The following is a 22,752-nucleotide window of genomic DNA, read 5'->3' as shown; positions in this document are numbered from 1 at the left end:
CCCGTCATCAGCGGACGGCCCCACCCTCCTGTGCCCTGGCGCCGGCGAACGGCGCCCGCGGTGCGCGGCAGGCGATGAACCCGCCGTCGAGCGCGGCGATGGCCGCGTTGACCCGGCGCGGATCCTGCTCCGTGCGCCCGGATGCCGGGGCGATCCCCAGGCGCGCCATCTGCACGTCGTCGAAGTACAGGAAACGGCGGGGCGCCTGCGAGGGGCCGCCGCACAGCGCATCGTCGAGCGATGCCACGTCCAGCCCGTCGAATCCGTGCACGATCCGGGGATCGACCCCGGCCCGGCGGTAGAACGCATCCTGGCGCACCTGCAGCGCGTCCAGCGACTGCCCGATCGCGCGGCGGTTGGCCTCCGGTTCGGGCACCGATGCGCCCTGCGGTCCGGCCACGTGCGCCTCCAGCGCGGCCAGCGCCCGGGCGCGGTTGCCGGCGGAGAAGCCGCCGTGGAAGAGCAGCAGCGACGCCTGCTGGACATGGCGGTCGCGCACGCCGGCATAGAGGTAGCTGGCGCACGCCGACGCGCAGACCCCGACCACGTGCACGCTGGCGCCGCGTTCCTGCAGCTTCTCGGCCAGGCCCAGCGCGGTCTCCGAATCCCCGCCGCGCGAACGCACGACCAGCACCGGCCGCGCGGTCCCGGCGGCGGCATCGATCCAGGCGTGCAGCGCCTCCAGCGCGCCGGCCGCGATGGCCCCGTCGAAACAGGCCGCCCCGGCGGAGACGACCCGGGTCTGCGGATCGTCTTCCTGCGCGCTCCAGGCGCGGCCCTGGATCCATTCGCGGCAGGCCTGGACCGGGTCGGAGGCTTGCGCCGCGTCCTGGGCCGGCGCGGCGGACGCCAGCAGCATCAGCAGGGGGAACAGGGATGGGGGCATCGCACTCGTCCACGGTCGGGGGTGCACAGGATGCGGCCTGTGCCATGCCAGGTCATCCGCCAGGGGGCGGCGTCCGGTGGCGCCTCGCGCGGATCGGTCGAGCCTGTCCCATCGCGGCTGGAACCATGGCTGCCCGGCGATTGCCGGGCTGCTGGCCGGACCTCACCGCACCGCCCGCCCTGTTGGCCGCACCCTTGTGCCGCGGGCGGAAAACCGCCGGCAAGCCGGCGCGGACGGAGGCACAAGGAAACGGCCGCACCTGGGCGCGGCCGTTCCGGTTCGCGGGCGCGGGCCCGCCTACTTGCGCAGGAACGCCAGCAGGTCCTGGTTGACGCGATCCTTGTGGGTGTCGGTCAGGCCGTGCGGCGCGCCCGGGTAGACCAGCAGCTCGGCGCCGTCGACCAGCGCGGCCGAGGCCCTGCCGGAGCTGTCGATCGGCACGATCTGGTCGTCGTCGCCGTGGATCACCAGGGTGGGGACGTCGAACTTCTTCAGGTCCTGGCGGAAGTCGGTGGCCGAGAACGCGGCGATCGAGTCGTAGGTGTTCTTGTGCCCGCCCTGCATGCCCTGCGCCCACCAGCTGTCGATCAGGCCCTGCGAGACCTTGGCGCCGGGGCGGTTGAAGCCGTAGAACGGGCCGGAGGCCAGGTCCAGGTACAGCTGCGAGCGGTTTTCCAGCGAGGCCTTGCGGATGCCGTCGAACACCTCCAGCGGCAGGCCGCCGGGGTTGTCGGCGGTGCGCAGCATCAGCGGCGGCACGGCGCTGACCAGGACCGCCTTCTTCACCCGGCCGGTGCCGTGGCGGCCGATGTAGCGCGCCACTTCGCCGCCGCCGGTGGAGAAGCCGACCAGGGTGACGTCCTTGAGGTCCAGGGCCTGGATCACCGCGGCCAGGTCGTCGGCGTAGTGGTCCATGTCGTTGCCGTCCCACGGCTGGCTGGAGCGGCCGTGGCCGCGGCGGTCGTGGGCGACCACGCGGTAGCCGTGGCCGGCGAGGAAGATCATCTGCGATTCCCAACTGTCCGAACTCAGCGGCCAGCCGTGGCTGAAGGTGACCACCGGGCCGTCCTTCGGGCCCCAGTCCTTGTAGTACAGCCGCACGCCGTCGGCGGTGGCGATGTAGTCGCCCTGCACGGTGGCGCGGGCGGCGGTCCGGGCGGGGGATTCGGCGGCGTGGGCGCCGGTGGCGGCGATGGCCAGCAGGGAGGCGGCGAAGCTGCGGGTGATGGCGTTCATGGTCGGGGTTTCCTTGGCGTGCGGGGAATGGGGGAGGAAGCGGGGAAAGAAGGAGACGGTCAGTCGGCGATCACCAGCGCCACGTCGATGTTGCCGCGGGTGGCGTTGGAGTACGGGCAGACGACGTGGGCCTGTGCGACCAGCGCTTCGAGGGTTTCGCGCGGCACGCCGGGGGCGGCGATCGTCAGTTCGGCCTCGATCCCGAAGCCGGTCGGGATCTGGCCGATGCCGATCCTGGCGCTGACCGTGGCGGTCGTCGGCAGCGCGACCTTCTGCTTGCCGGCGACGAACTTCAGCGCGCCCAGGAAGCAGGCCGAGTAGCCGGCGGCGAACAGCTGCTCCGGGTTGGTGCCCGGGCCGCCGGCGCCGCCCAGCTCGCGCGGGGTGGACAGCTCCAGGTCGAGCACGCGGTCGGAGGTCTGGGCGCGGCCTTCGCGGCCGCCGGTGGCGGTGGCGGTGGCGGCGTAGAGGATCTTCTCGATGGACATGGCGGTTTCCTTGGGTCGGGTGGGTGGTGCCCGGCGGGCAGGAGTTACTTTGCGCGTCCGGCTGCTACGATTCGGTACGCGAAATCCTGAAAACTTGATCGGGAGTACGAAGAGATGGTGGACCGCCTTGCAGCCCTGCTGGAGCGCTTCCCGGTGAGCGCGCAGGTCTTCAATGCCGGCGCTCTGTGCGGGGTCAACCTGCTGGAAGCCGACGACGTGCACGGCCAGCTGCACCTGGTCCGGCGCGGACCGCTGGAGGTGTCCCACGGCGGGGCGCCGGTGCGGATCGAGGCGCCCAGCCTGCTGCTGTACCCGCGCCCCCTGTCGCACCGCTTCAGCAGCGATCCCGAGCGCGGTGCGGACATGGCCTGCGCCAACCTGCGTTTCGAGGGCGGGCCGGGCAATCCGGTGGCCGCGGCCCTGCCGGCGTTCGTGTGCATGCCGCTGACCGCGCTGGAGGGCAGCGGGCCGGTGCTGGAGATGCTGTTCGAGGAAGCCTTCGAGCGGCGCTGCGGGCGCCAGGCCATGATCGACCGGCTGTTCGAGGTGGTGATGATCCAGCTGTTGCGGCAGTTGATGGAACGCGGCGAGGTGACCGGTGGCCTGCTGGCCGGGCTGTCGCATCCGCGGCTGCGGCATGCGCTGGTGGCCATGCACGAGGCGCCGACCCGGGACTGGACGCTGGAGGACCTGGCCGCGGCCTCGGGCATGTCGCGCAGCGTGTTCGCGGCCAGCTTCCGCGAGGCGGTGGGCAGCACGCCCGGCCAGTACCTGCTGGGGTGGCGGGTCGGCCTGGCCCAGCAGGCCCTGCGCCGCGGGCGGCCGCTGAAGGTGGTCGCCAGCGAGGTCGGCTACGGCAGCGAGGCGGCGCTGTCGCGCGCGTTCAAGGCCCATTGCGGGCTTTCGCCGCGGGCATGGAAGCAGCAATACGCGGCCGCCGCGTGAGCCACCGCAGCGGCGGACCGGCCGGAGCGGGCGTGGCATGGCGGACCGCGGCTTGAATCCGCACGACCTCGCCCCTGCGCCCGGCCCGGTCCGCGCCCGCCCGCACGGCTGCAACCGCGTGCTGCTGGTCCACGGCCTGTGGAACGCGGCCTGGTGGCTGGCGCCGCTGGCCTGGCGGCTGCGGCGCCTGGGCTTCGAGGTCGGGACGTTCGGCTACCCGAGCATCGTCGGCGGCCCGGAACCGGCGCTGGAGGCATTGGCCGCGCGCCTGCGCGGCGGACCGCCGCGGCACCTGGTCGGCCACAGCCTCGGTGGCCTGCTGGCGCTGGAGGTGCTGCGCCGCGCGCCGGAGTTGCCGGTGGCGCGGGTGGTCTGCCTGGGTTCGCCCTTGCGCGGCAGCGGCACCGCCCATGCCCTGGCCGCGCATCCGCGCCTGGCCTGGGCGCTGGGACGCAGCAGCGCCCTGCTGCAGGCCGGCTGCGAATCCTGGGACGGGCGGGTGCCGGTGGGCATGGTCGCCGGCGACGTGGCGCGCGGGATCGGCCGCCTGCTGGCGGCGGTGGGCGCCGATTCCGACGGCACCGTGGCCCTGGCCGAGACCCGCCTGCCGGGACTGGCCGCGCATTGCCGGGTGCACGCCAGCCACACCGGCCTGGTGTTCTCGGCCGCGGCCGCGCGCCAGGTCGCCGCGTTCCTGCGCGACGGCGCCTTCCTGGACGCGGACGCCGGACCGGCATAGCCGACCCGGGCGGGCCGGTATAATCGCCGCCTTCGCACACGCAGTCTGGAATTGACCATGGGTCGCGGCCCCTCGATCGAAGCACGCAAGAACGCCACCGACGCCCAGCGCGGCAAGGTCTTCACCAAGCTCATCCGCGAGATCGGCGTGGCCGCGCGCGCCGGCGGCGGCGACCCGGCCAACAACCCGCGCCTGCGCGCGGCGATGGACAAGGCGCTGGCCGCCAACATGTCCAAGGACGTGATGGAACGCGCGGTCAAGAAGGCCACCGGCGAACTGGAAGGCGTGGAGTACGAGGAAGTGCGCTACGAGGGCTACGCCCCCGGCGGCGTCGCGGTGATCGTCGACTGCCTGACCGACAACCGCGTGCGCACCGTGGCCGACGTCCGCCACGCCTTCAGCAAGAACGGCGGCAACATGGGCACCGAAGGCTCGGTGGCCTTCATGTTCAAGCGCCTGGGCGTGCTCAGCTACGAGGGCGGCGACGAAGAGCGGATCACCGAGGCGGCGATCGAGGCCGGCGCCGACGACATCGTGGTCTACCCCGAGGACGGCGCGATCGACGTGGTCGCCGGGCCGGAGAGCTTCGAGGCGGTCAAACAGGCGATGGAGGCCGCCGGCCTGGCCCCGGGCTACGCCGAGGTCACCTACCGCGCCGACAACGACATCGCCGTGTCCGGCGACACCGCCGCGCAGGTGAAGAAGCTACTGGCCATGCTCGAGGACCTGGACGACGTCCAGAACGTCTATTCCAACGCCGACCTGGGCGACGCCGGCTGAGATGTTCCCGTCCGGGGGCGAAGCGGTGGCGGTCGCGGTCCGGGTGCTCCTGCCGGAGGCGAGCGCATGAACGCGCCGCGGCCGGCGCCGGCGGCCACGGTGCGGATCCTGGGCATCGACCCGGGTTCGCAGCGCACCGGCATCGGCATCATCGACGTGGACGCCGGCGGCCGCGTGCGCCACGTCCACCACCAGCCGCTGGTCTTGCTGGGCGAGGGCGAGTTCGCCGACCGGCTCAAGCGCCTGCTGCACGGCCTGGCCGCGCTGATCGAGGAATACCGGCCGCAGGAAGTGGCGATCGAGCAGGTGTTCGTCGGCCGCAGCGCCGACTCGGCGCTCAAGCTCGGCCAGGCCCGCGGCGCGGCGATCAGCGCGGTGGTCCTGCGCGACCTGCCGGTGAGCGAGTACGCCGCGCGCGAGGTCAAGCTGGCCGTGGTCGGCACCGGCGCGGCCGACAAGGCCCAGATCCAGCACATGGTCGCGGCCATGCTCGGCCTGCCCGGCAGGCTGCAGGCCGACGCCGCCGACGCCCTGGCCATCGCCCTGACCCATGCCCACGTGCGCGCCACCGCGCAGAGGCTGGGCGTGAACGCGCGCCTGGCGTGGAGCCGCAAGTGACGAACGCCGGGAGGCAATGATGATTGGACGCCTGCGCGGCATCCTCGCCCTGAAGCAGCCGCCGTGGCTGGTGGTCGACGTCAACGGCGTCGGCTACGAGCTGGAGGCGCCGATGAGCACCTTCTACGACCTGCCCGAGCTGGGCCGCGAGGTCGCGCTGTTCACCCACTACGCGCAGAAGGAGGACAGCGTGTCGCTGTACGGCTTCCTGCGCGAGTCCGAGCGGCGGCTGTTCCGCGACGTGCAGAAGGTCAGCGGGATCGGCGCGAAGATCGCCCTCGCCGTGCTGTCGGGGGTGAGCGTGGACGAGTTCGCGCGGCTGGTGCAGGCCGGCGACGTCACCGCCCTGACCCGGATCCCCGGGATCGGCAAGAAGACCGCCGAGCGCATGGTCGTCGAGCTGCGCGACCGCGCCGCCGACCTGGCCGGCGGCGGCGCCACCGCCGGAATGCCGACCGCGGCCGGCGATCCGCTGGCCGACGCCGCCACCGCCCTGCAGCAGCTGGGCTACAAGCCGGCCGAGGCCGCGCGCATGGCCCGCGACGCCGCCGCGCCCGGCGACGAAGCGGCCGCGATCATCCGCAAGGCGTTGCAGTCGGCCCTGCGCTGACCGCCTCGCACTCCCCTCACGTCCCACGCGCCAACCTCGAGCCGCCATGTCCGCAGCGTCCACCCCCACGCCCGGTTCCGGTCCGCACGGCCAGGACGGCCACGGCCACGGCGGCGCCAGCCGCTTCGCCCTGGTCATCGGCGCGATCGGCGTCGTCTTCGGCGACATCGGCACCAGCCCGCTGTACACGCTCAAGGAGGCGTTCTCGCCGCACTACGGCCTGGACAGCGGCCACGACACCGTCCTGGGCGTGCTGTCGCTGGCGTTCTGGTCGCTGATGATCGTGGTCACGCTCAAGTACGTGACCATCATCATGCGCGCCGACAACGAGGGCGAGGGCGGGATCATGGCGCTGATGGCGCTGGCCCGGCGCACCCTGAGGAACGGCTCGCGTTCGGCCTATGTCGTGGGCATCCTCGGCATCTTCGGCGCCTCGCTGTTCTTCGGCGACGGGGTGATCACCCCGGCGATCTCGGTGCTGGGCGCGATCGAGGGCCTGGAGATCGCCGCGCCCGGCCTGCACCACTTCATCGTCCCGATCACGGTGGCGGTGCTGGTGCTGGTGTTCATGGCCCAGCGCTTCGGCACCGAGAAGGTGGGCAAGGTGTTCGGGCCGATCACCTCGCTGTGGTTCCTGTCGCTGGCCGCGATCGGGGCCTGGAACATCGTCGAGGCGCCGGAGGTGCTGAAGGCGTTCAACCCGTGGTGGGGCGTGCTGTTCTTCATGGAGCACGGCTGGCACGGGGTGTTCATCCTCGGCGCGGTGGTGCTGGCGGTGACCGGCGGCGAGGCCCTGTACGCGGACATGGGCCATTTCGGCGCGCCGCCGATCCGCCACGCCTGGTACTTCTTCGTGCTGCCGTGCCTGGTGCTCAACTACCTCGGCCAGGGCGCGCTGGTGCTGCAGCACCCGGAACTGGTCAGGAACCCGTTCTACGAATCGGTCCCGGACTGGGCCCTGTACCCGATGATCGTGCTGGCCACCCTGGCGGCGGTGATCGCCTCGCAGGCGGTGATCACCGGCGCGTTCTCGGTCTCGCGCCAGGCCATGCAGCTGGGCTACATCCCGCGGATGCGGATCAAGCACACCTCGCACGACACGATCGGCCAGATCTACATCCCCGGGATCAACTGGCTGCTGATGGTGATGGTGCTCGGGCTGGTGCTGGTGTTCCGCAGCTCGACCAACCTGGCGGTGGCCTACGGCATCTCGGTCTCGGCCACGATGCTGATCGACACCCTCCTGCTGGCGCTGGTGGCGCGCGCGCTGTGGCCGCGCTGGCGCAACTGGGTGCTGCCGCTGTGCGTGGTGTTCTTCCTGATCGACCTGGCGTTCGTGGTCGCCAACGGCGCCAAGCTGCTGCAGGGCGCCTGGTTCCCGGTGGTGCTGGGCATCGTCCTGTTCACCCTGATGCGCACCTGGCGCCGCGGCCGCGAGCTGCTGGGCGAGGAGATCCGCAAGGACGGCATCCACACCGACACCTTCCTGCCCGGGCTGATGCTGGCCCCGCCGGTGCGGGTGCCGGGCACCGCGGTGTTCCTGACCGCCGATGCCACCGTGGTCCCGCACGCCCTCCTGCACAACCTCAAGCACAACAAGGTGCTGCACGAGCGCAACGTGTTCCTGACCGTGGAGACCCTGCCGGTGCCGCACGCCCCAGCCGGCCAGCGCCTGCGCATGGACCAGATCGGCGACGACTTCTACCGGCTGGTGGTGCGCTTCGGCTTCATGGAGACCCCGGACGTGCCGCTGGCGCTGATGCGCGCCTGCGACGTGGGCGGGATGTCGTTCGACCCGATGGACACCACCTACTTCGCCAGCCGCGAGACCATCGTCGCCGGCCGCCGCCGCGGCATGCCGATCTGGCGCGACAAGCTGTTCGCGTTCATGCACCGCAACGCGGCCCCGGCCACCGGCTTCTTCCGGATCCCGGGCAACCGGCTGGTGGAGCTGGGGTCGCAGGTGGAGATCTGAGGTCCATAATCGCCCCATGACCGCAGACCGCCTGATCGCTTCCACCTCCACCCGCGAGGACGAGGCCCTGGAAGCCTCGATCCGCCCGAAGCGGCTGGACGAATACCTGGGCCAGCAGCCGGTGCGCGAGCAGCTGGGCATCTACATCGAGGCCGCGCGCGGCCGCGGCGAAGCGCTGGACCACGTGCTGATCTTCGGCCCGCCGGGGCTGGGCAAGACCACGCTCAGCCACGTGATCGCCAACGAGCTGGGGGTGAACCTGCGGGTGACCTCCGGCCCGGTGATCGAGAAGGCCGGCGACCTCGCCGCCCTGCTGACCAACCTGCAGCCGCACGACGTGCTGTTCATCGACGAGATCCACCGGATGTCGCCGGTGGTCGAGGAAGTCCTGTATCCGGCGATGGAGGACTTCCAGATCGACATCATGATCGGCGAGGGCCCGGCCGCGCGCTCGATCAAGCTGGACCTGCCGCCGTTCACCCTGATCGGCGCGACCACCCGCGCCGGCCTGCTGACCGCGCCTTTGCGCGACCGCTTCGGCATCGTCCAGCGGCTGGAGTTCTACACGCCCGAGGAGCTGACCCGGATCGTGCGTCGCTCGGCGCAGATCCTGGGGATCGACTGCGAGGCCGAGGGCGCGGGCGAGATCGCGCGGCGCGCACGCGGCACCCCTCGCATCGCCAACCGCCTGCTGCGGCGGGTGCGCGACTACGCCCAGGTCAGGGCCGGCGGGCGCATCGACAAGGCGGTGGCGGACGCGGCAATGGCGATGCTCAAGGTCGATCCGGAAGGTTTCGACGAGCTGGACCGGCGCATGCTCAACGTCATCATCGGCCACTTCGACGGAGGGCCGGTGGGGGTGGAGTCGCTGGCGGCCTCGCTGTCGGAGGAGCGGGGAACGCTGGAGGACGTGATCGAGCCCTACCTGATCCAGCAGGGCTTCCTGGTCCGCACCGCGCGCGGCCGCATGGCCACCGCCAAGGCCTACCGCCATCTCGGCCTGATCGCCCCCGCGCGCGAGGCCGGCGAGCTGTTCTGAGTCTTCCGCGCTAGAGTTCCGCTCATGCAAACCGACCCGCGTCCGATCGATCGCCTGCTGGCGATCATGGCCCGCCTGCGCGACCCGCAGGGCGGGTGTCCCTGGGACCTGGAGCAGGACTTCTCCAGCATCGCCCCGTACACCATCGAGGAGGCGTACGAAGTCGCCGACGCGATCGACCGCAAGGACCTGGCCGCGCTGAAGGACGAGCTGGGCGACCTGCTGCTGCAGGTGGTGTTCCATGCGCAGATGGCGGCCGAGCAGGGTGCGTTCGGGTTCGACGACGTCGCCAACGCGATCAGCGACAAGATGGTGCGCCGACACCCGCACGTGTTCGGCGAGGCCAGCTTCGCCGATGCCGAGGAGCAGACCCTCAACTGGGAAGCGATCAAGCGCGCCGAACGCGCAGCCGCCGGCGAGCAGGACACCTCCGCCCTGGCCGGCATTTCCCGCGGGCTGCCGGAATGGCAGCGGGCGGTGAAGCTGCAGTCGCGCGCCGCGCGCACCGGCTTCGACTGGCCGGGTCCGGAACCGGTACTGGAAAAGCTGCACGAGGAGATCGCCGAGGTGCGTGCCGAGTTCGCCCGCGGCGACGTGGCTGGAAACCGCGAGCGCCTGGAAGACGAGATCGGCGACCTGCTGTTCGTGGCCGCCAATGTCGCGCGCCACGCCAAGGTCGATCCGGGCGCCGCGCTGCGTCGTGCGAACCACAAGTTCGAACGCCGCTTCCGGGCCATGGAAGCACTCGCCGCCGCACGGGGAACGACGCTGTCCGCGCTGACCCTGGAGCAGCAGGAAACGCTGTGGACCCAGGTGAAGCAGTCGGAGCGCGAGGCCGCGGGGGCGGCGTGACCACCTTCCTGCTGTTCGTGGCCACCGCCATTGCCGAGATCCTCGGCTGCTGGCTGGTGTGGGCATGGCTGCGCAACCACGGCAGCGCCTGGCTGCTGCTGCCGGCGGCCTTGGGCCTGGCGGTGTTCGCCTGGCTGCTGACCCTGCATCCGACCGCCACCGGCCGCGTGTATGCCGCCTACGGCGGCGTCTACATCGCCACCGCGCTGGCCTGGCTGTGGGCGGTGGACGGCGTGCGTCCCACCCGCTGGGACCTGCTCGGCGTGGGCCTGTGTCTGGCCGGGATGGCGGTGATCATGTTCGCGCCCAGGCAGGCCTGAGCGCGTCGCGCGCGGCTCAGTGCGCCGCGGCGCCGGGACCGTCGTAGAACATCAGGAAGGCCGCGCCCACGATCAGGGCGAAGGCCGCGTAGTGGTTCCACTTCAGCGGCTGGCCCAGGTACCAGGCCGAGAAGCCCGCGAACACCACCAGGGTGATGACCTCCTGGATGGTCTTGAGCTGGACCACCGAGTACACCCCGCTGCCCATGCGGTTTGCCGGCACCATCAGGCTGTACTCGAAGAAGGCGATGCCCCAGCTGACCAGGATCGCCATGAACAGCGGCGCGCTCTTGTACTTGAGGTGGCCGTACCAGGCGAAGGTCATGAACACGTTGCTGGCCAGCAGCAACAGCACCGGGACGAGGTAGTTCGACGGGGACAGGGCGGGCATCGTCGGGCCGCAGGTGGGGATGAGGCGCGCAGGATAAGCCACCCCGGGCGAACCGCGCGGCCTCAGGGCACGGGCGCGGCGAAACGGCGGCGGTAGGCCACCGGGCTGGTGCCCAGGTGCTGGCGGAAGTGGTGGCGCAGGGTCATCGCCGTCCCGAAGCCGCTGCGGCTCGCGACCTCGTCCACGCCCAGACCGGTCTGCTCCAGCAGCTGGCAGGCGTGTTCGATCCGGGCCCGGGCGAGCCATTGCCCGGGCGTGGCGCCGGTGGCGGCCTGGAACTTCCGCAGGAAGGTGCGCTCGCTCATGTTCACCCGCGCCGCCAGCGCAGCGACCGTGTGCGGCTGGTCCAGGTGCCTGCGCAGGTGGTCCAGCAGCGGGGACAGTGCATCGCGCCGTTGCGGCGCCACCGGACGCTCCACGTACTGGGCCTGGCCCCCGTCGCGGTGCGGCGGGATGACCAGCCGCCGCGCCACCAGGTTGGCCTTGCCGCTGCCGAAGTCGCGTCGCACCAGGTGCAGGCACAGGTCCAGCCCGGCCGCGCTGCCGGCCGAGGTGAGCACCTGGCCGTTGTCGACGTAGAGCACGTCCGGGTCGACCTCGACCTGCGGATGGCGCTCGCGCAGTGCTGCGGCGTGCCGCCAGTGGGTGGTCGCGCGGCGGCCGTCGAGCAGGCCGGTGGCAGCGAGGACGAATACCCCGGAGCAGATCGACAGCAGCCGGCTGCCACGGCGATGGGCGCTGCGCAGCGCGGCCACCAGCGCGTCCGGGACGGGAGCCTCCGCGCCGCGCCAGCCAGGGACGATGATCGTGCCCGCGGCCTGCAGCAGCTTCAGGTCGCCCTCCGGCTGCATGCGTCCGCCGTACTGGGTGCGCACTGGACGGCCGTCGACCGAGGCGGTGTGGAAGCTGTACCAGCCGGGTCCCGCCTCGGGGCGCTCCAGGCCAAAGACTTCCGCCGCGCATGCGAACTCGAACATGCACAGGCCGTCGTAGAGCAGCACCGCGACCTTGCGGTTGGGGATTGGCGGGATTTGATCGGAGATCGTCATTGCAGCCAATCCTGCACGGGCGGGTGCCCGCACACAATGGCCCTGCCACCACGGAGGACACCATGGGAAATCCCGTCACTGAAACCGCCGCGGCAACGCCCGCGCAGGCGCTGGAGCACTTCGGCGCGCAGTTCGCGTTCGAGACCGATTGCTGGGACGTGCACGAGGCGCTTTCGCGCCCGGATCCCGGATTCGTCCTGCTCGACGTGCGTGGGCCCGAAGCCCATGCCAATGGCCATGTGCCGGGTGCGGTGCACCTGCCACACCGCAAGATCATCGCGTCCACGATCGCGCGCTGGCCGCAGGACACGCTGTTCGTCGTCTACTGCGCCGGGCCGCACTGCAATGGCGCCGCGCGCGCCGCGGTGCGGCTGGCCACGCTTGGACGCCCGGTGAAACTGATGGCGGGCGGCATCACCGGCTGGCTGGACGAGGGCTTCGGACTGGCTACGGGCATGGATGCCAGCTGATGCCGGCGCTTGTCCGCCGCGCCGCACCTGGCGACATGCAGGCGCTGCTGGAGCTTGTCTCCGAGCACGCCGCTTTCGAACAGGCCACGGCACGGCCGGATGCACAGGCCTTGTCGGAAGCCATCTTCGGCCCGCGGCCACGCCTGCTGTGCTGGGTCGCGGCAGTGCAGGGCGCGGTGGCTGGATACATGACCGCAACCTGCGATTTCTCGACCTGGCAGGCGCGCCCGTTCCTGCACATGGATTGCCTGTACCTGCGTGCCACCGCACGCAACCAGGGCCTCGGCGCGCGGCTGCTGGATGCACTGCGCGAGCATGCGCGCGTGTCCGGCATCACCCAGCTGCAGTGGCAGACACCGGAATGGAACCAGGCCGCGGCGCGCTTCTATCGCAGGCAGGGCGCGCGGGAACTCCGCAAGCGACGCTTCGTGCTCGAGCTGGAAGAGGGCGAAGGGTAGGGCCGGGCCGCGCAGGCCCGGCTCCACGCCTCAGGCCTGGCGCAGGGCAAGCATCGGCGGCGTACGCAGGATCGCGCGCGTGCCCGACCATCCAGCCAGCAGGCTCAGCACGATGCCGCCGGCACCACCGGCGAGCAGGGCCGGCCATGGCGGCGACAGCGCCAGTTCGAACAGCTGGCGCGAGACCAGCACGCCAATTACCGCTGCGGCCGATACCGCCAGCGTCGCCGCGACCAGGCCCAGCACGCCGAACTCGACCAGTACCGCGCCACGCAACTGGCCATGGCGCGCGCCCAGGGTGCGCAGTACCGCGCTGTCGTAGCGGCGCTCGCCGGCGGTGGCCTGCAATGCCGCCAGCAGCACCAGCACGCCGGCGGCGAGGCTGAAGCCCATCACCAGCTGCACCGCCTGGGCCACGCGCTCGATCACCTCGCGCACCCGCTCGAGCAGCGCCTCGATCTCCAGTACCGACACGTTCGGGAACTCGCGCACCACCGGTGCCAGCGCCGCGGTATTGCCCGAGGGCAGGTGGAAGCTGGAGATCAGGTTGTACGGCGCGTCGCCCACTGCCCCGGCGTTGAGCAGCACGAAGAAGTTGACCCGGAACGAATCCCAGTCGGCCTTGCGGATGCTGGTGACGGTGAAGCTGCGCTCCTGCTCGCCCAGCTGCAGGGTCACGCTGTCGCCCAGGCCGACGCCGTAGCGTCGCGCCCAGCCTTCCTCGATCGAGGCCTCGGCTGCATCGCTGGCTTCGCTCCAGAACTCGCCCTGCAGCAGGGTGTTGGCGGGCGGGAAGGTATGGCGCCAGGAGAAGTTCAACGGACGGTCGGCGTCGTTGCCGTCGTCCTGGTCGTCCACCGCCATGCGCTGCGGCGGCTCGCCGTTGATCGCCACCAGGCGTCCGGTGCCGAACGGCTGCAGGTCCGGATCGGCCACGCCCATGCCGCGCAGCGCCTGCTCGACGGCCGCGGCCTGGTCGCGCTGCACGTTGAGCAGGAAGTGGTTCGGCGTATCCGGCGGCAGGCGGTCGCGCCACTGGCCGAGCAGGCCGGGGCCGACCACTGCCAGCAGCAACAGCGCGCACAGCGAGAGCGACAGGCCGACCAGCTGCACCACTGCCAGGCCACGGCGACGCGCGAGCGCGGCCAGCCCAAGCCGCCAGGGGCCATGCAGTCGCGCCTGCAGGCGTCCCAGCAGCCACAGCAGGGTGGCGCCCGCGGCGGCCGCGACCAGCGCCAGCACCGCCAGTCCGCCCAGCACCCAGGCGGCCAGCTGCACGTCGCCGGTGGCGTAGACCGCCAGCGCGACGGTGGCGGCCAGCGCCGCGACGTAGCCCAGCAGCGAGGTGGCGGGAAGGGCGGCGAAGCTGCGGTTGAGCACGCGCATCGGCGGCACCCCGCGCAGGCGCAGCAGCGGCGGCAGGCCGAAGCCGAGCAGGATCAGCAGGCCGATACCGGCACCGGCCAGCATCGGCGCGGCCTGGGGCAGCGGCAGGCGTGCCGGCACCAGGCTGCCCAGCGCCTCGACCAGCGCGATCTGGGCCAGCATGCCCAGGCCAATGCCGAGTACGCAGGCGGGGATCGCCAGCAGCACCAGCTGCAGCGCGAGCGAGGCGAGGATGTCGCGTTGGCGCGCGCCGAGGCAGCGCAGGATCGCCACCGTGTCCACCCGGCGCAGGGCGAAGCGGTTGGCGGCCAGCGCGGTGGCCACGCTGGCGAGCAGCACCGCCAACAGCGCGGCCAGGGCGAGGAAGCGGCCGGCACGGTCGAAGGCATTGCGCAGGCCCTGCTGTGCGTCCTCCACGCCGACCAGGCGCTGTCCCGGGGCCAGCCGCGGCTGCAGCCATTCGCGCATGGATTCGATCGCCTGCGGCGGGCCGGCGAACATCATCCGGTAGCCGGCGCGGCTACCCGGGCCGAGCAGGCCCGCGGCTTCGACGTCGTCACGGTGCACCAGCAGCGGCGGCGCCATCTCCATCAGCCCGCCCGAGGCATCGGGCTCGGCCAGCAGCACGCGGGTGATGCGCACCTGGCTGGAACCCAGCTCGATGCTGTCGCCCACGGTCACGCCCAGCCCGGCAAGCACGCGCGGATCGGCATAGGCCTCGCCCGGGGGCGGGCCACCCGCATCGCTGGCCTGCAGCCCGGCGGCATCGCTGGCCACGCGCAGCCGCCCGCGCAGCGGGTGCGCGCCGTCCACGCCCTTGACCGTGGCCATCTGGCTGGATTCGCCGTGGAACAGCACGCTGGGGAAGGTCACCAGCCGCGCCATCGCCAGGCCGCGGTTGCGGGCCTCGTCGGCGAATTCGGCCGGCGGCTCGGCGCGCGCCTGCACGCCAAGGTCGCCGCCGATCACCTCGGCGGCACTGGAGGTCAGGGCCAGGGTCACGCGGTCGACCAGGGTGCCGACCGCGGTCATCGCCGCCACGCCCAGCACCAGCGCGGCGAACAGGGTCAGCAGGTCGCCGGCCAGGAACTCGCGGCGCAGCGAGCGCGCCGCGTGGCGCAGCACGTTCATGCGCCTTCCCCGCCGTCCTCGATCCGCACCAGGCGGCCGCGGTCGAGGCGGTAGACGTGGTGGCAGCGGCGGGCCAGGGCCAGGTCGTGGGTGACCATCACCAGGGTGGTGCCGTTGCTGCGGTTGAGCTCGAACAGCAGCTGGCTGACCTGCTGGCCGGTGGCCTGGTCGAGGTTGCCGGTGGGCTCGTCGGCGAACAGGATCCGCGGCCGGGCGACGAAGGCGCGGGCCAGGGCCACGCGCTGCTGCTCGCCGCCGGACAGTTGGCGCGGATGGTGCCGGCGCCGGTGTTCCAGGCCGACCGCGGCCAGCACCTCGGCGACCCGCGACGGATCCTCGCGCCCGGCCAGCTCCAGCGGCAGGGCCACGTTCTCCTCGGCGGTGAGCGAGGGCAGCAGGTGGAAACTCTGGAACACGAAGCCGACCTCGCGCGCGCGCAGCGCGGCGCGCGCCTCCTCGTCCAACTGCTCTAGGCGCTGGCCGGCCAGGCTGATGCTGCCGGTGGTGGGCAGGTCCAGGCCGGCGAGCAGGCCGAGCAGGGTGGTCTTGCCCGAGCCGGAGGCACCGACAATGGCCACGCTGTCGCCTTCATCCACGGTCAAGTCCACCCCGTCGAGAATCCTGACCTCGCCTTCCGGGCCGGCCGCGGACTTGCCGACGGCGGCCACTTCGATCGCCACCGGGGTGGCTATGCTGGGAGCCGAAGGGTTCGCGGAAGAGGACAGGGCGTCGATGGGAGGCTCCGGAATGCGCGTGGGACGTAAGGGGGACGGCGGAAGGACCGCGGGGCTGGCGCGCTGGCTGGCCGGGATCGTGCTGGCAGCTTCGCTTCTGCTGCCGGCGCTGGCCTGTGCCAAAGGTCCGGTCCTGGTGGTCGGGGACAGCCTCAGCGCCGAACACAACATACCGGCCGGCACGGGCTGGGTCAGCCTGCTGCAAAGGAAGATCGCCCGCGAACTGCCCGGCGGGCCGGCGGTGGTCAACGCCAGCATCAGCGGCGAGACCAGCGCCGGGGCGCTGACCCGGCTGCCCGGCCTGCTGCAGAAGCACCGGCCGGCGGTGCTGGTGATCGAGCTGGGCGGCAATGACGCCCTGCGCGGGCTGACCCCGGCGCAGCTGCGCGCCAACCTGGAGAAGATGGTGGTGCTCGGCCGCCAGTCCGGGGCCAGGGTGCTGCTGCTGGGCATCGACGTGCCGCCCAACTACGGCCCGGCCTACCGCGAGCGCCTGCGCCGGACCTATGCCGAGCTGGCCCGGGCGCAGGACGCGGCCCTGGTGCCGTTCTTCCTCGAGGGCGTGGCCCTGCAGCCGGGGCTGATGCAGGCCGACGGCCTGCACCCGACCGCCGCGGCCCAGCCCAGGCTGCTGGACAACGTCTGGCCGGCGCTGAAGCCGCTGTTGTAGGGCGCCCGGCGCCTTCACATGCCATCCACCCGGCCTCCGGCATGTTTCACAAAGCTGAAAACACCACGGAGCGGGACATGCGTCAAGGCAAAGAGACCTCGGGGCTGGTGCTGGTCGTCGAGGACAACCGCAACATCTCCGAGATGATCGGCGAGTACCTGGAAAGCCGCGGCTTCGAGGTCGACTACGCCGCCGACGGCCTGGACGGCTATCGCCTGGCCGCCGAGAACAGCTACGACGCGGTCGTGCTGGACCTGATGCTGCCGCGCCTGGACGGGATCGAGGTCTGCCGCCGCCTGCGCAGCGACGCCCGCAAGTCCACCCCGGTGCTGATGCTGACCGCGCGCGACACCCTGGACGACAAGCTCACCGGCCTCAGCCACGGCGCCGACGACTACCTGACCAAGCCGTTCGCGATCCAGGAACTGGAGGCGCGCCTGCGCGCCCTGATCCGCCGCGAGCGCCGCCAGGTCGGTTCGGAGGTGCTGACCGTGGCCGACCTGGTGCTGGATCCGGTGAGCATGCGCGTGACCCGCGGCGGCGCCGAGCTGCAGCTCTCGCCGATCGGGCTGAAGCTGCTGACCATCCTGATGCGCGAATCGCCGCGGGTGGTCAGCCGCCAGGAGATCGAGCGCGAGATCTGGGGCAACAGCCTGCCCGATTCCGATACCCTGCGCAGCCACCTGTACAACCTGCGCAAGGTGATCGACAAGCCGTTCGAGCGGCCGCTGCTGCATACCGTGCAGAGCGCCGGCTACCGGGTGGCGGACATCGCCCAGCCGGTCGCCGCATCCTGAGCCAACGGCACCACTTCGGGGGAACGTGCATGGCGGTCTCCGCCGCCGGGGAATCGGGGCAGGGTCGGCGCGCGGTGCTCACGGCACCGCGATGTGCGGCTGTCTACACTCGCCGCCGCTGTCCCCGCTGTCCCCGCTGTCCCCGCTGACCCAGACTGATGCCCCACGGCCTGCCCCGCAAGATCCGGATCGCCTTCATCCTGCAGATGGTGATGGCGAGCCTGGCGATCGTGGTCGCGTTCTACGTGGTCGCCACCCTGTTCAAGTACAGCTTCATCCAGACCACCCTGCAGGAAGAGGCGCAGCACTACTGGCAGCTGCACGAGGCCTCGACGGTGCAGCCGCCGCCCAACACCTACAACCTGCGCGGCTACCTGGTCGAGGCCGGCTATTCCAGCCTGTCCCTGCCGGAGAACCTGCGTACCCTGCAGCCCGGCTTCCATGACCTGGAGGACGCCGGCCAGCTGGTCTGGGTCGACCGCCGCCCGGCCGGCACCCTGTACCTGGTGTTCCTGCGCTCGCAGGCGACCCGGGTCGAGCTGTGGTTCGCGGTGCTGCCGGCGATGCTGGCCCTGTTCGCCATCTACGGCGCGACCTGGCTGACCTACCAGTCGTCCAAGCGCCTGGTCTCGCCGGTGGCCTGGCTGGCGCGCCAGGTCGCGCGCTGGGACCCGCGCCGGCCCGACATCGCCGCCCTGGCGCCCGAGCGCCTGCCGGCCGACGTCCAGGGCGAGGCCCGCCAGTTGGCCGGCGCCCTGCACGCACTGGGCGAGCGGGTCGAGGCGCAGCTGGCGCGCGAGCGCAACTTCACCCGCGACGCCAGCCACGAACTGCGCACGCCGTTGACCGTGATCCGGGTGGCCAGCGACATGGCCTTGGGCGAGGACGGCCTGCCGCCGCGGGTCGGCCGCAGCCTGCAGCGGATCCAGCGCGCGGGCCGCGACCTGGAGGCGGTGGTCGACGCCTTCCTGATCCTGGCGCGCGAGCCGGACGTGTCGCCGCAGAGCGAATGGTTCGAGGTCTGCGAGGTGGTCCACGAAGAGGCCGAGAGTGCGCGCGCCGTGCTCGGCGACAAGCCGGTGACGCTGGAAGTCGAGTGCAGGGCCGAGCCGCGCCTGTTCGCCTCGCCGCGGGTGCTGCACGTGGTCCTCGGCAACCTGCTGCGCAACGCCTGCAGCTACACCGACCGCGGCCAGGTCCGGGTCACCGTCGAGGCCGACCGGGTGGTGGTCAGCGATACCGGCATCGGCATGTCGTCCGAGGCCCTGGGCCGTGCCTTCGACCCGTTCTACCGGGCCACGCCGGAGCGCCCGCAGGGCCTGGGCCTGGGCCTGTCGATCGTGCGCAGGCTGTGCGAGCGCTTCGGCTGGCAAATCCAGCTGGAGAGCACCCTGGATGCCGGAACCACCGCCACCGTGTTCTTCGATGCCGTGGTCCAGGACGCGGATGCGATCGCGCCGCAGGCGGTACCGCTCCGGCCTTAGCCGCGACCGCAGCAGCGAGTCGGGTTTGCCGCCGCTGCACACATCCGATCCGTTGCCGACGTGCCGCGGCATCGCGCGCGACGCGCCGGCCTGTGCTGAATCGTCGCGGCACGGTCGCGGGCGGCGACCTGTCAACCGCTGCGGGGGCCATGCGTTAATGGCCATGAATCCCCCCGCCAGTGCCTCCGCATGAGCCGAACCGCCCGCCCGCCGTCCTCCCCGTTCCGCCGCTGGTTGCCGCGCGTCCTCGCCGCGGTGGCGGTGCTCGTCGTGCTCGGCGGCGGCCTGTGGTACTGGCAGCGGCAGAAGGCCGCCGCGAGCGAAGGCGCCTACCGCACCACCGCGGTCGAACGCGGCAGCATCCGCGTGGCGATCTCCTCCACCGGCACCCTGAGCGCGATCTCCACCGTGACCGTCGGCAGCCAGATCTCCGGCCAGGTGACCGAAATCCTGGTCGACTACAACAGCGAGGTGAAGAAGGGCGACGTGCTGGCGCGGATCGACCCGAAGACCTACGAGGCCCAGATCGAGCAGGGCAACGCCCAGATCGCCAGCGCCCAGGCCAGCCTGCGCCAGGCCCAGGCGACCCTGGCCAACGCCGAGGTCGACTACCGGCGCAAGGCCGCGCTGGTCGAGCGCCAACTGGTCGCGCGCAGCGACGTGGACTTGGCCAGGGCCGCGCTCGACCAGGCCCGGGCCCAGGTCAACTCGGCCCAGGCCAGCATCCGCCAGCAGACCGCCTCCACCCAGACCACCCGGGTCAACCTCGATCGCACCGTGATCCGCTCGCCGGTGGACGGGGTGGTCCTGACCCGCAGCATCGAGCCGGGCCAGACCGTAGCCGCCAGCCTGCAGGCGCCGGAACTGTTCACCATCGCCGAAGACCTGTCGAAGATGAAGATCGAGCTGGCGGTGGACGAGGCCGACATCGGCCAGGTCCGCGAAGGCCAGACGGTGACCTTCACCGCCGACGCCTTCCCCGACCGCCAGTTCCGCGGCGAGGTGGCGCAGGTGCGGCTGTCGGCCACCACCACCAGCAATGTCGTCACCTACCCGGTGGTGGTGAACGTGGACAACGGCGACGGCACCCTGCTGCCGGGCCTGACGGTCAACGCCGAGATCGAGGTCAGCAAGCGCGACGACGTGCTCAAGCTGTCCAACGCCGCCCTGCGCTACAAGCCTTCCAGCGGCGTGCCGGCCGGCGGCTTCGGCGCGCCGCAGGCGCCGGCGGCCAATGCCGGCAGCCAGCCGCGCGCAGGCGGCGGCCTGACCGACGACCTGTCGCGCGCGGTGGCCGGGCTCGGGCTCGATGCCGCCCAGCAGGCGAAGTTCGACGAGGCCCTGGCCGCGCAGCGCCAGCGCCAGGAGGCGCGCCGCAACACCAATACCCAGGCCGGCGGCTTCGGTCCGCCGCCCGGGATGATGGTGGTGGGCGGCGGCAACGCCGCCAACATCGAGTCGCAGGTACGCCAGCGCATGGCACAGCGGATGAAGGAGGACTTCGCCGCCTTCCGCGACAGCCTGTCGGACGCGCAGAAGAAGCAGTGGGACGCGGCCCTGTCGGCCCTGGTCAACGCCAAGCGCAGCACCTTGTACAAGCTGGTGGACGGCAAGCCGCAGCCGGTGATGGTGCGGATCGGCGCCAGCGACGGCAGCTTCACCGAGGTCTCCGGCGGCGGCCTGCAGGAGGGCGACCTGGTGGTCACCGGCGAGCGGGCCCGGGAATGAGCGCCCGCGCCGATGCCGCGCCCGTCCCGGTGATCGAGATCCGGGGGATGAGCAAGATCTACCACCCCGGCAGCGAGGCCGAGGTGGCCGCCTTGAGGAACGTGGACCTGGCGGTGCAGGCGGGCGAGTTCATCGCGATCATGGGGCCGTCCGGCTCGGGTAAGTCCACCCTGATGAACATGATCGGCTGCCTGGACCGGCCGACCACCGGCACCTACCTGTGCGACGGCCAGGACGTGGCGAAGCTGGACGCCGAGGCGCTGGCGCAGCTGCGCCTGGACAAGATCGGCTTCGTCTTCCAGGGCTTCCACCTTTTGCCGCGGATGAACGCGCTGGAGAACGTGGCCATGCCGCTGGGCTACGCCCGGGTGCCGCCGGCCGAGCGGCTGGAACGCGCGCGCCAGGTGCTGGCTGCGGTCGGCTTGGCCGAGCGCGGCACCCACCGGCCCAATGAACTGTCCGGCGGCCAGCAGCAGCGCGTGGCGATCGCCCGGGCGCTGATCAACAACCCGCCGATCCTGCTGGCCGACGAGCCCACCGGCGCGCTGGACAGCCGCACCGGCGAGGAGATCCTGGCCCTGTTCAAGCGCCTGCGCGACGACGGCCACACCGTGGTCCTGATCACTCACGACGCCGACGTGGCCGCGCACGCCGACCGCACCGTGGTCATGCGCGACGGCGAACTGCACGAGGAGGCGGCATGAACTTCTCCGACGTCGTCCGCACCGCGTTCTTCGCCCTGCGCGGCAACTGGATGCGCAGCGCGCTGACCTCGCTGGGCGTGATCATCGGCATCGCCGCGGTGATCGTCATGGTCTCGGTCGGCCAGGGCACCCAGCAGGAGATCGACAAGCTGGTCTCCGGCCTGGGATCGCAAAGGCTGGACATCAGCCCCGGCGGCGGCCGCGGCCCGGGCGGCGGCGGTGCGCGGCAGAGCGCCAGCAGCTTCTTCACCCTCAACGAGGGCGACGCGGCGGCCATCCGCGAGGAGATCCCGGAGGTGCAGTACGTGGCCGGGATGCTCCGCGGCAGCACCCAGGTGGTGTTCGCCGAGAACAACGCCGCCACCAGCTGGCAGGGCGTGCAGCCGGACTTCTTCACCATCAACGGCTGGACGGTCGCCCAGGGCGAAGGCTTCGATGCCCAGGCCTATACCGGCGCCGACAAGGTGGTGATCCTGGGCGAGACGGTGCGCAAGACCCTGTTCGGCGAGGACGACGGCATCGGCCAGACCATCCGCCTGGGGCGGGTGCCGTTCACCGTGGTCGGGACCCTGGCGCCGAAGGGGCAGGGCGGCTTCGGCCAGGACCAGGACGACGTGGTCATGGTCCCGCTGGAGACCGGTCGCCGCCGGCTGCTCGGAGCGATGGGCCTGCCGGCCGGTGCGGTGATGCAGATCGCGCTGACCGTCACCGACGCCCGCGACCTGGACTACGTCCAGGGCGAGGTCGAGTCCCTGCTGCGCCAGCGCCACCGCATCGGCCCCGGTGACAGTGACGATTTCAACGTACGCAACATCAGCGAGATCGTCGCCACCCGCACCGCCACCACCAACCTGATGTCCAAGCTGCTCGGCGCGGTGGCGACCATCTGCCTGGTGATCGGAGGCATCGGCATCATGAACATAATGCTGGTCTCGGTGACCGAGCGGATCAAGGAGATCGGCCTGCGCATGGCGGTGGGCGCCGGCCCCTCGGACGTGCGCCGGCAGTTCCTGGCCGAGGCGATGCTGATCTCCCTGGTCGGCGGCGTGATCGGCATCGCCATCGGCGTGGTCGGCGCCCTGCTGGTCGGGCAGTTCAGCGAGCTGCCGGTGGCGCTCAACGGCAAGGTGGTCGGCCTGGCGGCGGCGTTCTCGATCGCCACCGGCCTGTTCTTCGGCTACTACCCGGCGCGCAAGGCCTCGCAGCTGGATCCGATCGAGGCGCTGCGGCAGTAACGGCAGCGCGGGGCGGATGCTATCCCG

General features: G+C 71.8%; 24 protein-coding genes. 17 read left to right on the top strand and 7 right to left on the bottom strand.

What is annotated here, in order from left to right; translation table 11 throughout:
* Positions 1-7 precede the first annotated feature (7 nt).
* From CSC62_RS10365 to CSC62_RS10355, 3 genes are all read right to left on the bottom strand, one after another.
* On the bottom strand, positions 8-886 hold the full coding sequence (locus tag CSC62_RS10365) for a hypothetical protein (RefSeq protein WP_162406109.1): 879 nt from the start codon (positions 884-886) through the stop codon (positions 8-10).
* A gap of 297 nt (positions 887-1,183) precedes the next feature.
* Positions 1,184-2,122 carry an alpha/beta fold hydrolase gene (locus CSC62_RS10360; RefSeq protein WP_162406108.1) on the bottom strand — a complete coding sequence of 313 codons (939 nt, stop codon included), beginning with the start codon at positions 2,120-2,122 and terminating at the stop codon, positions 1,184-1,186.
* A 59-nt stretch (positions 2,123-2,181) separates the two neighbouring features.
* Positions 2,182-2,610: an organic hydroperoxide resistance protein gene (locus tag CSC62_RS10355; protein WP_162406107.1), complete on the bottom strand. Its 429-nt coding sequence runs from the start codon at positions 2,608-2,610 to the stop codon at positions 2,182-2,184.
* Between the two features lie 114 nt (positions 2,611-2,724).
* Between CSC62_RS10355 and CSC62_RS10350 the strand changes: the two genes are divergently transcribed.
* From CSC62_RS10350 to CSC62_RS10310, 9 genes are all read left to right on the top strand, one after another.
* Complete coding sequence (locus tag CSC62_RS10350; protein ID WP_162406106.1) at positions 2,725-3,555, top strand: AraC family transcriptional regulator; 831 nt, start codon at positions 2,725-2,727, stop codon at positions 3,553-3,555.
* A gap of 121 nt (positions 3,556-3,676) precedes the next feature.
* Positions 3,677-4,294, top strand: a complete 618-nt coding sequence (locus tag CSC62_RS10345; protein ID WP_246194346.1) for an esterase/lipase family protein — start codon at positions 3,677-3,679, stop codon at positions 4,292-4,294.
* 57 nt (positions 4,295-4,351) lie between these two features.
* On the top strand, positions 4,352-5,074 hold the full coding sequence (locus CSC62_RS10340) for a YebC/PmpR family DNA-binding transcriptional regulator (protein ID WP_162406104.1): 723 nt from the start codon (positions 4,352-4,354) through the stop codon (positions 5,072-5,074).
* Positions 5,075-5,140: 66 nt separating this feature from the next.
* On the top strand, positions 5,141-5,692 hold the full coding sequence (gene ruvC, locus CSC62_RS10335; RefSeq protein WP_162406103.1) for a crossover junction endodeoxyribonuclease RuvC: 552 nt from the start codon (positions 5,141-5,143) through the stop codon (positions 5,690-5,692).
* Between the two features lie 19 nt (positions 5,693-5,711).
* Positions 5,712-6,302, top strand: coding sequence for a Holliday junction branch migration protein RuvA (gene ruvA / locus CSC62_RS10330; protein WP_162406102.1), 591 nt, complete (start codon positions 5,712-5,714; stop codon positions 6,300-6,302).
* A gap of 46 nt (positions 6,303-6,348) precedes the next feature.
* A complete protein-coding gene (locus tag CSC62_RS10325; RefSeq protein ID WP_162406101.1) occupies positions 6,349-8,277 on the top strand; it encodes a potassium transporter Kup in 1,929 nt (642 codons plus the stop codon).
* A gap of 16 nt (positions 8,278-8,293) precedes the next feature.
* Positions 8,294-9,316, top strand: a complete 1,023-nt coding sequence (gene ruvB, locus CSC62_RS10320; protein WP_162406100.1) for a Holliday junction branch migration DNA helicase RuvB — start codon at positions 8,294-8,296, stop codon at positions 9,314-9,316.
* 24 nt (positions 9,317-9,340) lie between these two features.
* Positions 9,341-10,168: a nucleoside triphosphate pyrophosphohydrolase gene (gene mazG, locus CSC62_RS10315; RefSeq protein ID WP_162406099.1), complete on the top strand. Its 828-nt coding sequence runs from the start codon at positions 9,341-9,343 to the stop codon at positions 10,166-10,168.
* A complete protein-coding gene (locus CSC62_RS10310) occupies positions 10,165-10,488 on the top strand; it encodes a YnfA family protein (RefSeq protein WP_162406098.1) in 324 nt (107 codons plus the stop codon). Before mazG ends, CSC62_RS10310 begins: the two co-directional genes overlap by 4 nt.
* A 16-nt stretch (positions 10,489-10,504) precedes the next feature.
* On the opposite strand, the gene CSC62_RS10305 is transcribed toward CSC62_RS10310, so the two are convergent.
* Entirely contained in the window at positions 10,505-10,879 is a 375-nt protein-coding gene (locus CSC62_RS10305; protein WP_162406097.1) for a DMT family protein, read from the bottom strand.
* A 62-nt stretch (positions 10,880-10,941) separates the two neighbouring features.
* Positions 10,942-11,928: a transcriptional regulator FtrA gene (gene ftrA / locus CSC62_RS10300; protein WP_162406096.1), complete on the bottom strand. Its 987-nt coding sequence runs from the start codon at positions 11,926-11,928 to the stop codon at positions 10,942-10,944.
* Between the two features lie 62 nt (positions 11,929-11,990).
* On the opposite strand from ftrA, the gene CSC62_RS10295 reads away from it, so the two are divergent.
* Both CSC62_RS10295 and CSC62_RS10290 read left to right on the top strand, forming a co-directional pair.
* Positions 11,991-12,398, top strand: coding sequence for a rhodanese-like domain-containing protein (locus tag CSC62_RS10295; protein ID WP_162406095.1), 408 nt, complete (start codon positions 11,991-11,993; stop codon positions 12,396-12,398).
* A 35-nt stretch (positions 12,399-12,433) separates the two neighbouring features.
* Positions 12,434-12,856 carry a GNAT family N-acetyltransferase gene (locus CSC62_RS10290; RefSeq protein ID WP_211368972.1) on the top strand — a complete coding sequence of 141 codons (423 nt, stop codon included), beginning with the start codon at positions 12,434-12,436 and terminating at the stop codon, positions 12,854-12,856.
* Between the two features lie 30 nt (positions 12,857-12,886).
* On the opposite strand, the gene CSC62_RS10285 is transcribed toward CSC62_RS10290, so the two are convergent.
* On the bottom strand, positions 12,887-15,373 hold the full coding sequence (locus CSC62_RS10285; RefSeq protein WP_162406093.1) for an ABC transporter permease: 2,487 nt from the start codon (positions 15,371-15,373) through the stop codon (positions 12,887-12,889).
* Entirely contained in the window at positions 15,370-16,053 is a 684-nt protein-coding gene (locus CSC62_RS10280; protein ID WP_343039607.1) for an ABC transporter ATP-binding protein, read from the bottom strand. Before CSC62_RS10280 ends, CSC62_RS10285 begins: the two co-directional genes overlap by 4 nt.
* Before the next feature lie 73 nt (positions 16,054-16,126).
* On the opposite strand from CSC62_RS10280, the gene CSC62_RS10275 reads away from it, so the two are divergent.
* The 6 genes from CSC62_RS10275 (at position 16,127) to CSC62_RS10250 (ending at position 22,725) form a co-directional block, all read left to right on the top strand.
* On the top strand, positions 16,127-16,777 hold the full coding sequence (locus CSC62_RS10275; protein ID WP_425502012.1) for an arylesterase: 651 nt from the start codon (positions 16,127-16,129) through the stop codon (positions 16,775-16,777).
* A 77-nt stretch (positions 16,778-16,854) separates the two neighbouring features.
* Positions 16,855-17,574 (top strand): response regulator transcription factor, encoded by a 720-nt coding sequence (locus tag CSC62_RS10270; RefSeq protein WP_162406091.1) that lies wholly within the window; start codon positions 16,855-16,857, stop codon positions 17,572-17,574.
* A 158-nt stretch (positions 17,575-17,732) separates the two neighbouring features.
* Complete coding sequence (locus tag CSC62_RS10265; protein WP_162406090.1) at positions 17,733-19,058, top strand: sensor histidine kinase; 1,326 nt, start codon at positions 17,733-17,735, stop codon at positions 19,056-19,058.
* Between the two features lie 189 nt (positions 19,059-19,247).
* A complete protein-coding gene (locus CSC62_RS10260) occupies positions 19,248-20,786 on the top strand; it encodes an efflux RND transporter periplasmic adaptor subunit (RefSeq protein WP_162406089.1) in 1,539 nt (512 codons plus the stop codon).
* Positions 20,783-21,490, top strand: a complete 708-nt coding sequence (locus CSC62_RS10255; protein WP_162406088.1) for an ABC transporter ATP-binding protein — start codon at positions 20,783-20,785, stop codon at positions 21,488-21,490. The genes CSC62_RS10260 and CSC62_RS10255 overlap by 4 nt, the downstream gene beginning before the upstream one ends.
* Positions 21,487-22,725, top strand: coding sequence for an ABC transporter permease (locus CSC62_RS10250; protein ID WP_162406087.1), 1,239 nt, complete (start codon positions 21,487-21,489; stop codon positions 22,723-22,725). Before CSC62_RS10255 ends, CSC62_RS10250 begins: the two co-directional genes overlap by 4 nt.
* The last annotated feature ends 27 nt before the right edge of the window (positions 22,726-22,752 follow it).

Origin of the sequence: Pseudoxanthomonas jiangsuensis (genome assembly GCF_010093185.1) — a bacterium.
Lineage (GTDB): Bacteria > Pseudomonadota > Gammaproteobacteria > Xanthomonadales > Xanthomonadaceae > Pseudoxanthomonas > Pseudoxanthomonas jiangsuensis.
The sequence above is the reverse complement of the archived record's forward strand: the minus strand, read 5'-3'. Positions and strand labels throughout refer to the sequence as shown.

Bases quoted from the DNA above. Each gene is read 5' to 3' on its own strand.
- CSC62_RS10365 (WP_162406109.1), bottom strand. From the start codon at position 886: ATGCCCCCATCCCTGTTCCCCCTGCTGATGCTGCTGGCGTCCGCCGCG.
- CSC62_RS10360 (WP_162406108.1), bottom strand. From the start codon at position 2,122: ATGAACGCCATCACCCGCAGCTTCGCCGCCTCCCTGCTGGCCATCGCC.
- CSC62_RS10355 (WP_162406107.1), bottom strand. From the start codon at position 2,610: ATGTCCATCGAGAAGATCCTCTACGCCGCCACCGCCACCGCCACCGGC.
- CSC62_RS10350 (WP_162406106.1), top strand. From the start codon at position 2,725: ATGGTGGACCGCCTTGCAGCCCTGCTGGAGCGCTTCCCGGTGAGCGCG.
- CSC62_RS10340 (WP_162406104.1), top strand. From the start codon at position 4,352: ATGGGTCGCGGCCCCTCGATCGAAGCACGCAAGAACGCCACCGACGCC.
- ruvC (WP_162406103.1), top strand. From the start codon at position 5,141: ATGAACGCGCCGCGGCCGGCGCCGGCGGCCACGGTGCGGATCCTGGGC.
- ruvA (WP_162406102.1), top strand. From the start codon at position 5,712: ATGATTGGACGCCTGCGCGGCATCCTCGCCCTGAAGCAGCCGCCGTGG.
- CSC62_RS10325 (WP_162406101.1), top strand. From the start codon at position 6,349: ATGTCCGCAGCGTCCACCCCCACGCCCGGTTCCGGTCCGCACGGCCAG.
- ruvB (WP_162406100.1), top strand. From the start codon at position 8,294: ATGACCGCAGACCGCCTGATCGCTTCCACCTCCACCCGCGAGGACGAG.
- mazG (WP_162406099.1), top strand. From the start codon at position 9,341: ATGCAAACCGACCCGCGTCCGATCGATCGCCTGCTGGCGATCATGGCC.
- CSC62_RS10305 (WP_162406097.1), bottom strand. From the start codon at position 10,879: ATGCCCGCCCTGTCCCCGTCGAACTACCTCGTCCCGGTGCTGTTGCTG.
- ftrA (WP_162406096.1), bottom strand. From the start codon at position 11,928: ATGACGATCTCCGATCAAATCCCGCCAATCCCCAACCGCAAGGTCGCG.
- CSC62_RS10295 (WP_162406095.1), top strand. From the start codon at position 11,991: ATGGGAAATCCCGTCACTGAAACCGCCGCGGCAACGCCCGCGCAGGCG.
- CSC62_RS10290 (WP_211368972.1), top strand. From the start codon at position 12,434: ATGCAGGCGCTGCTGGAGCTTGTCTCCGAGCACGCCGCTTTCGAACAG.
- CSC62_RS10285 (WP_162406093.1), bottom strand. From the start codon at position 15,373: ATGAACGTGCTGCGCCACGCGGCGCGCTCGCTGCGCCGCGAGTTCCTG.
- CSC62_RS10270 (WP_162406091.1), top strand. From the start codon at position 16,855: ATGCGTCAAGGCAAAGAGACCTCGGGGCTGGTGCTGGTCGTCGAGGAC.
- CSC62_RS10265 (WP_162406090.1), top strand. From the start codon at position 17,733: ATGCCCCACGGCCTGCCCCGCAAGATCCGGATCGCCTTCATCCTGCAG.
- CSC62_RS10260 (WP_162406089.1), top strand. From the start codon at position 19,248: ATGAGCCGAACCGCCCGCCCGCCGTCCTCCCCGTTCCGCCGCTGGTTG.
- CSC62_RS10255 (WP_162406088.1), top strand. From the start codon at position 20,783: ATGAGCGCCCGCGCCGATGCCGCGCCCGTCCCGGTGATCGAGATCCGG.
- CSC62_RS10250 (WP_162406087.1), top strand. From the start codon at position 21,487: ATGAACTTCTCCGACGTCGTCCGCACCGCGTTCTTCGCCCTGCGCGGC.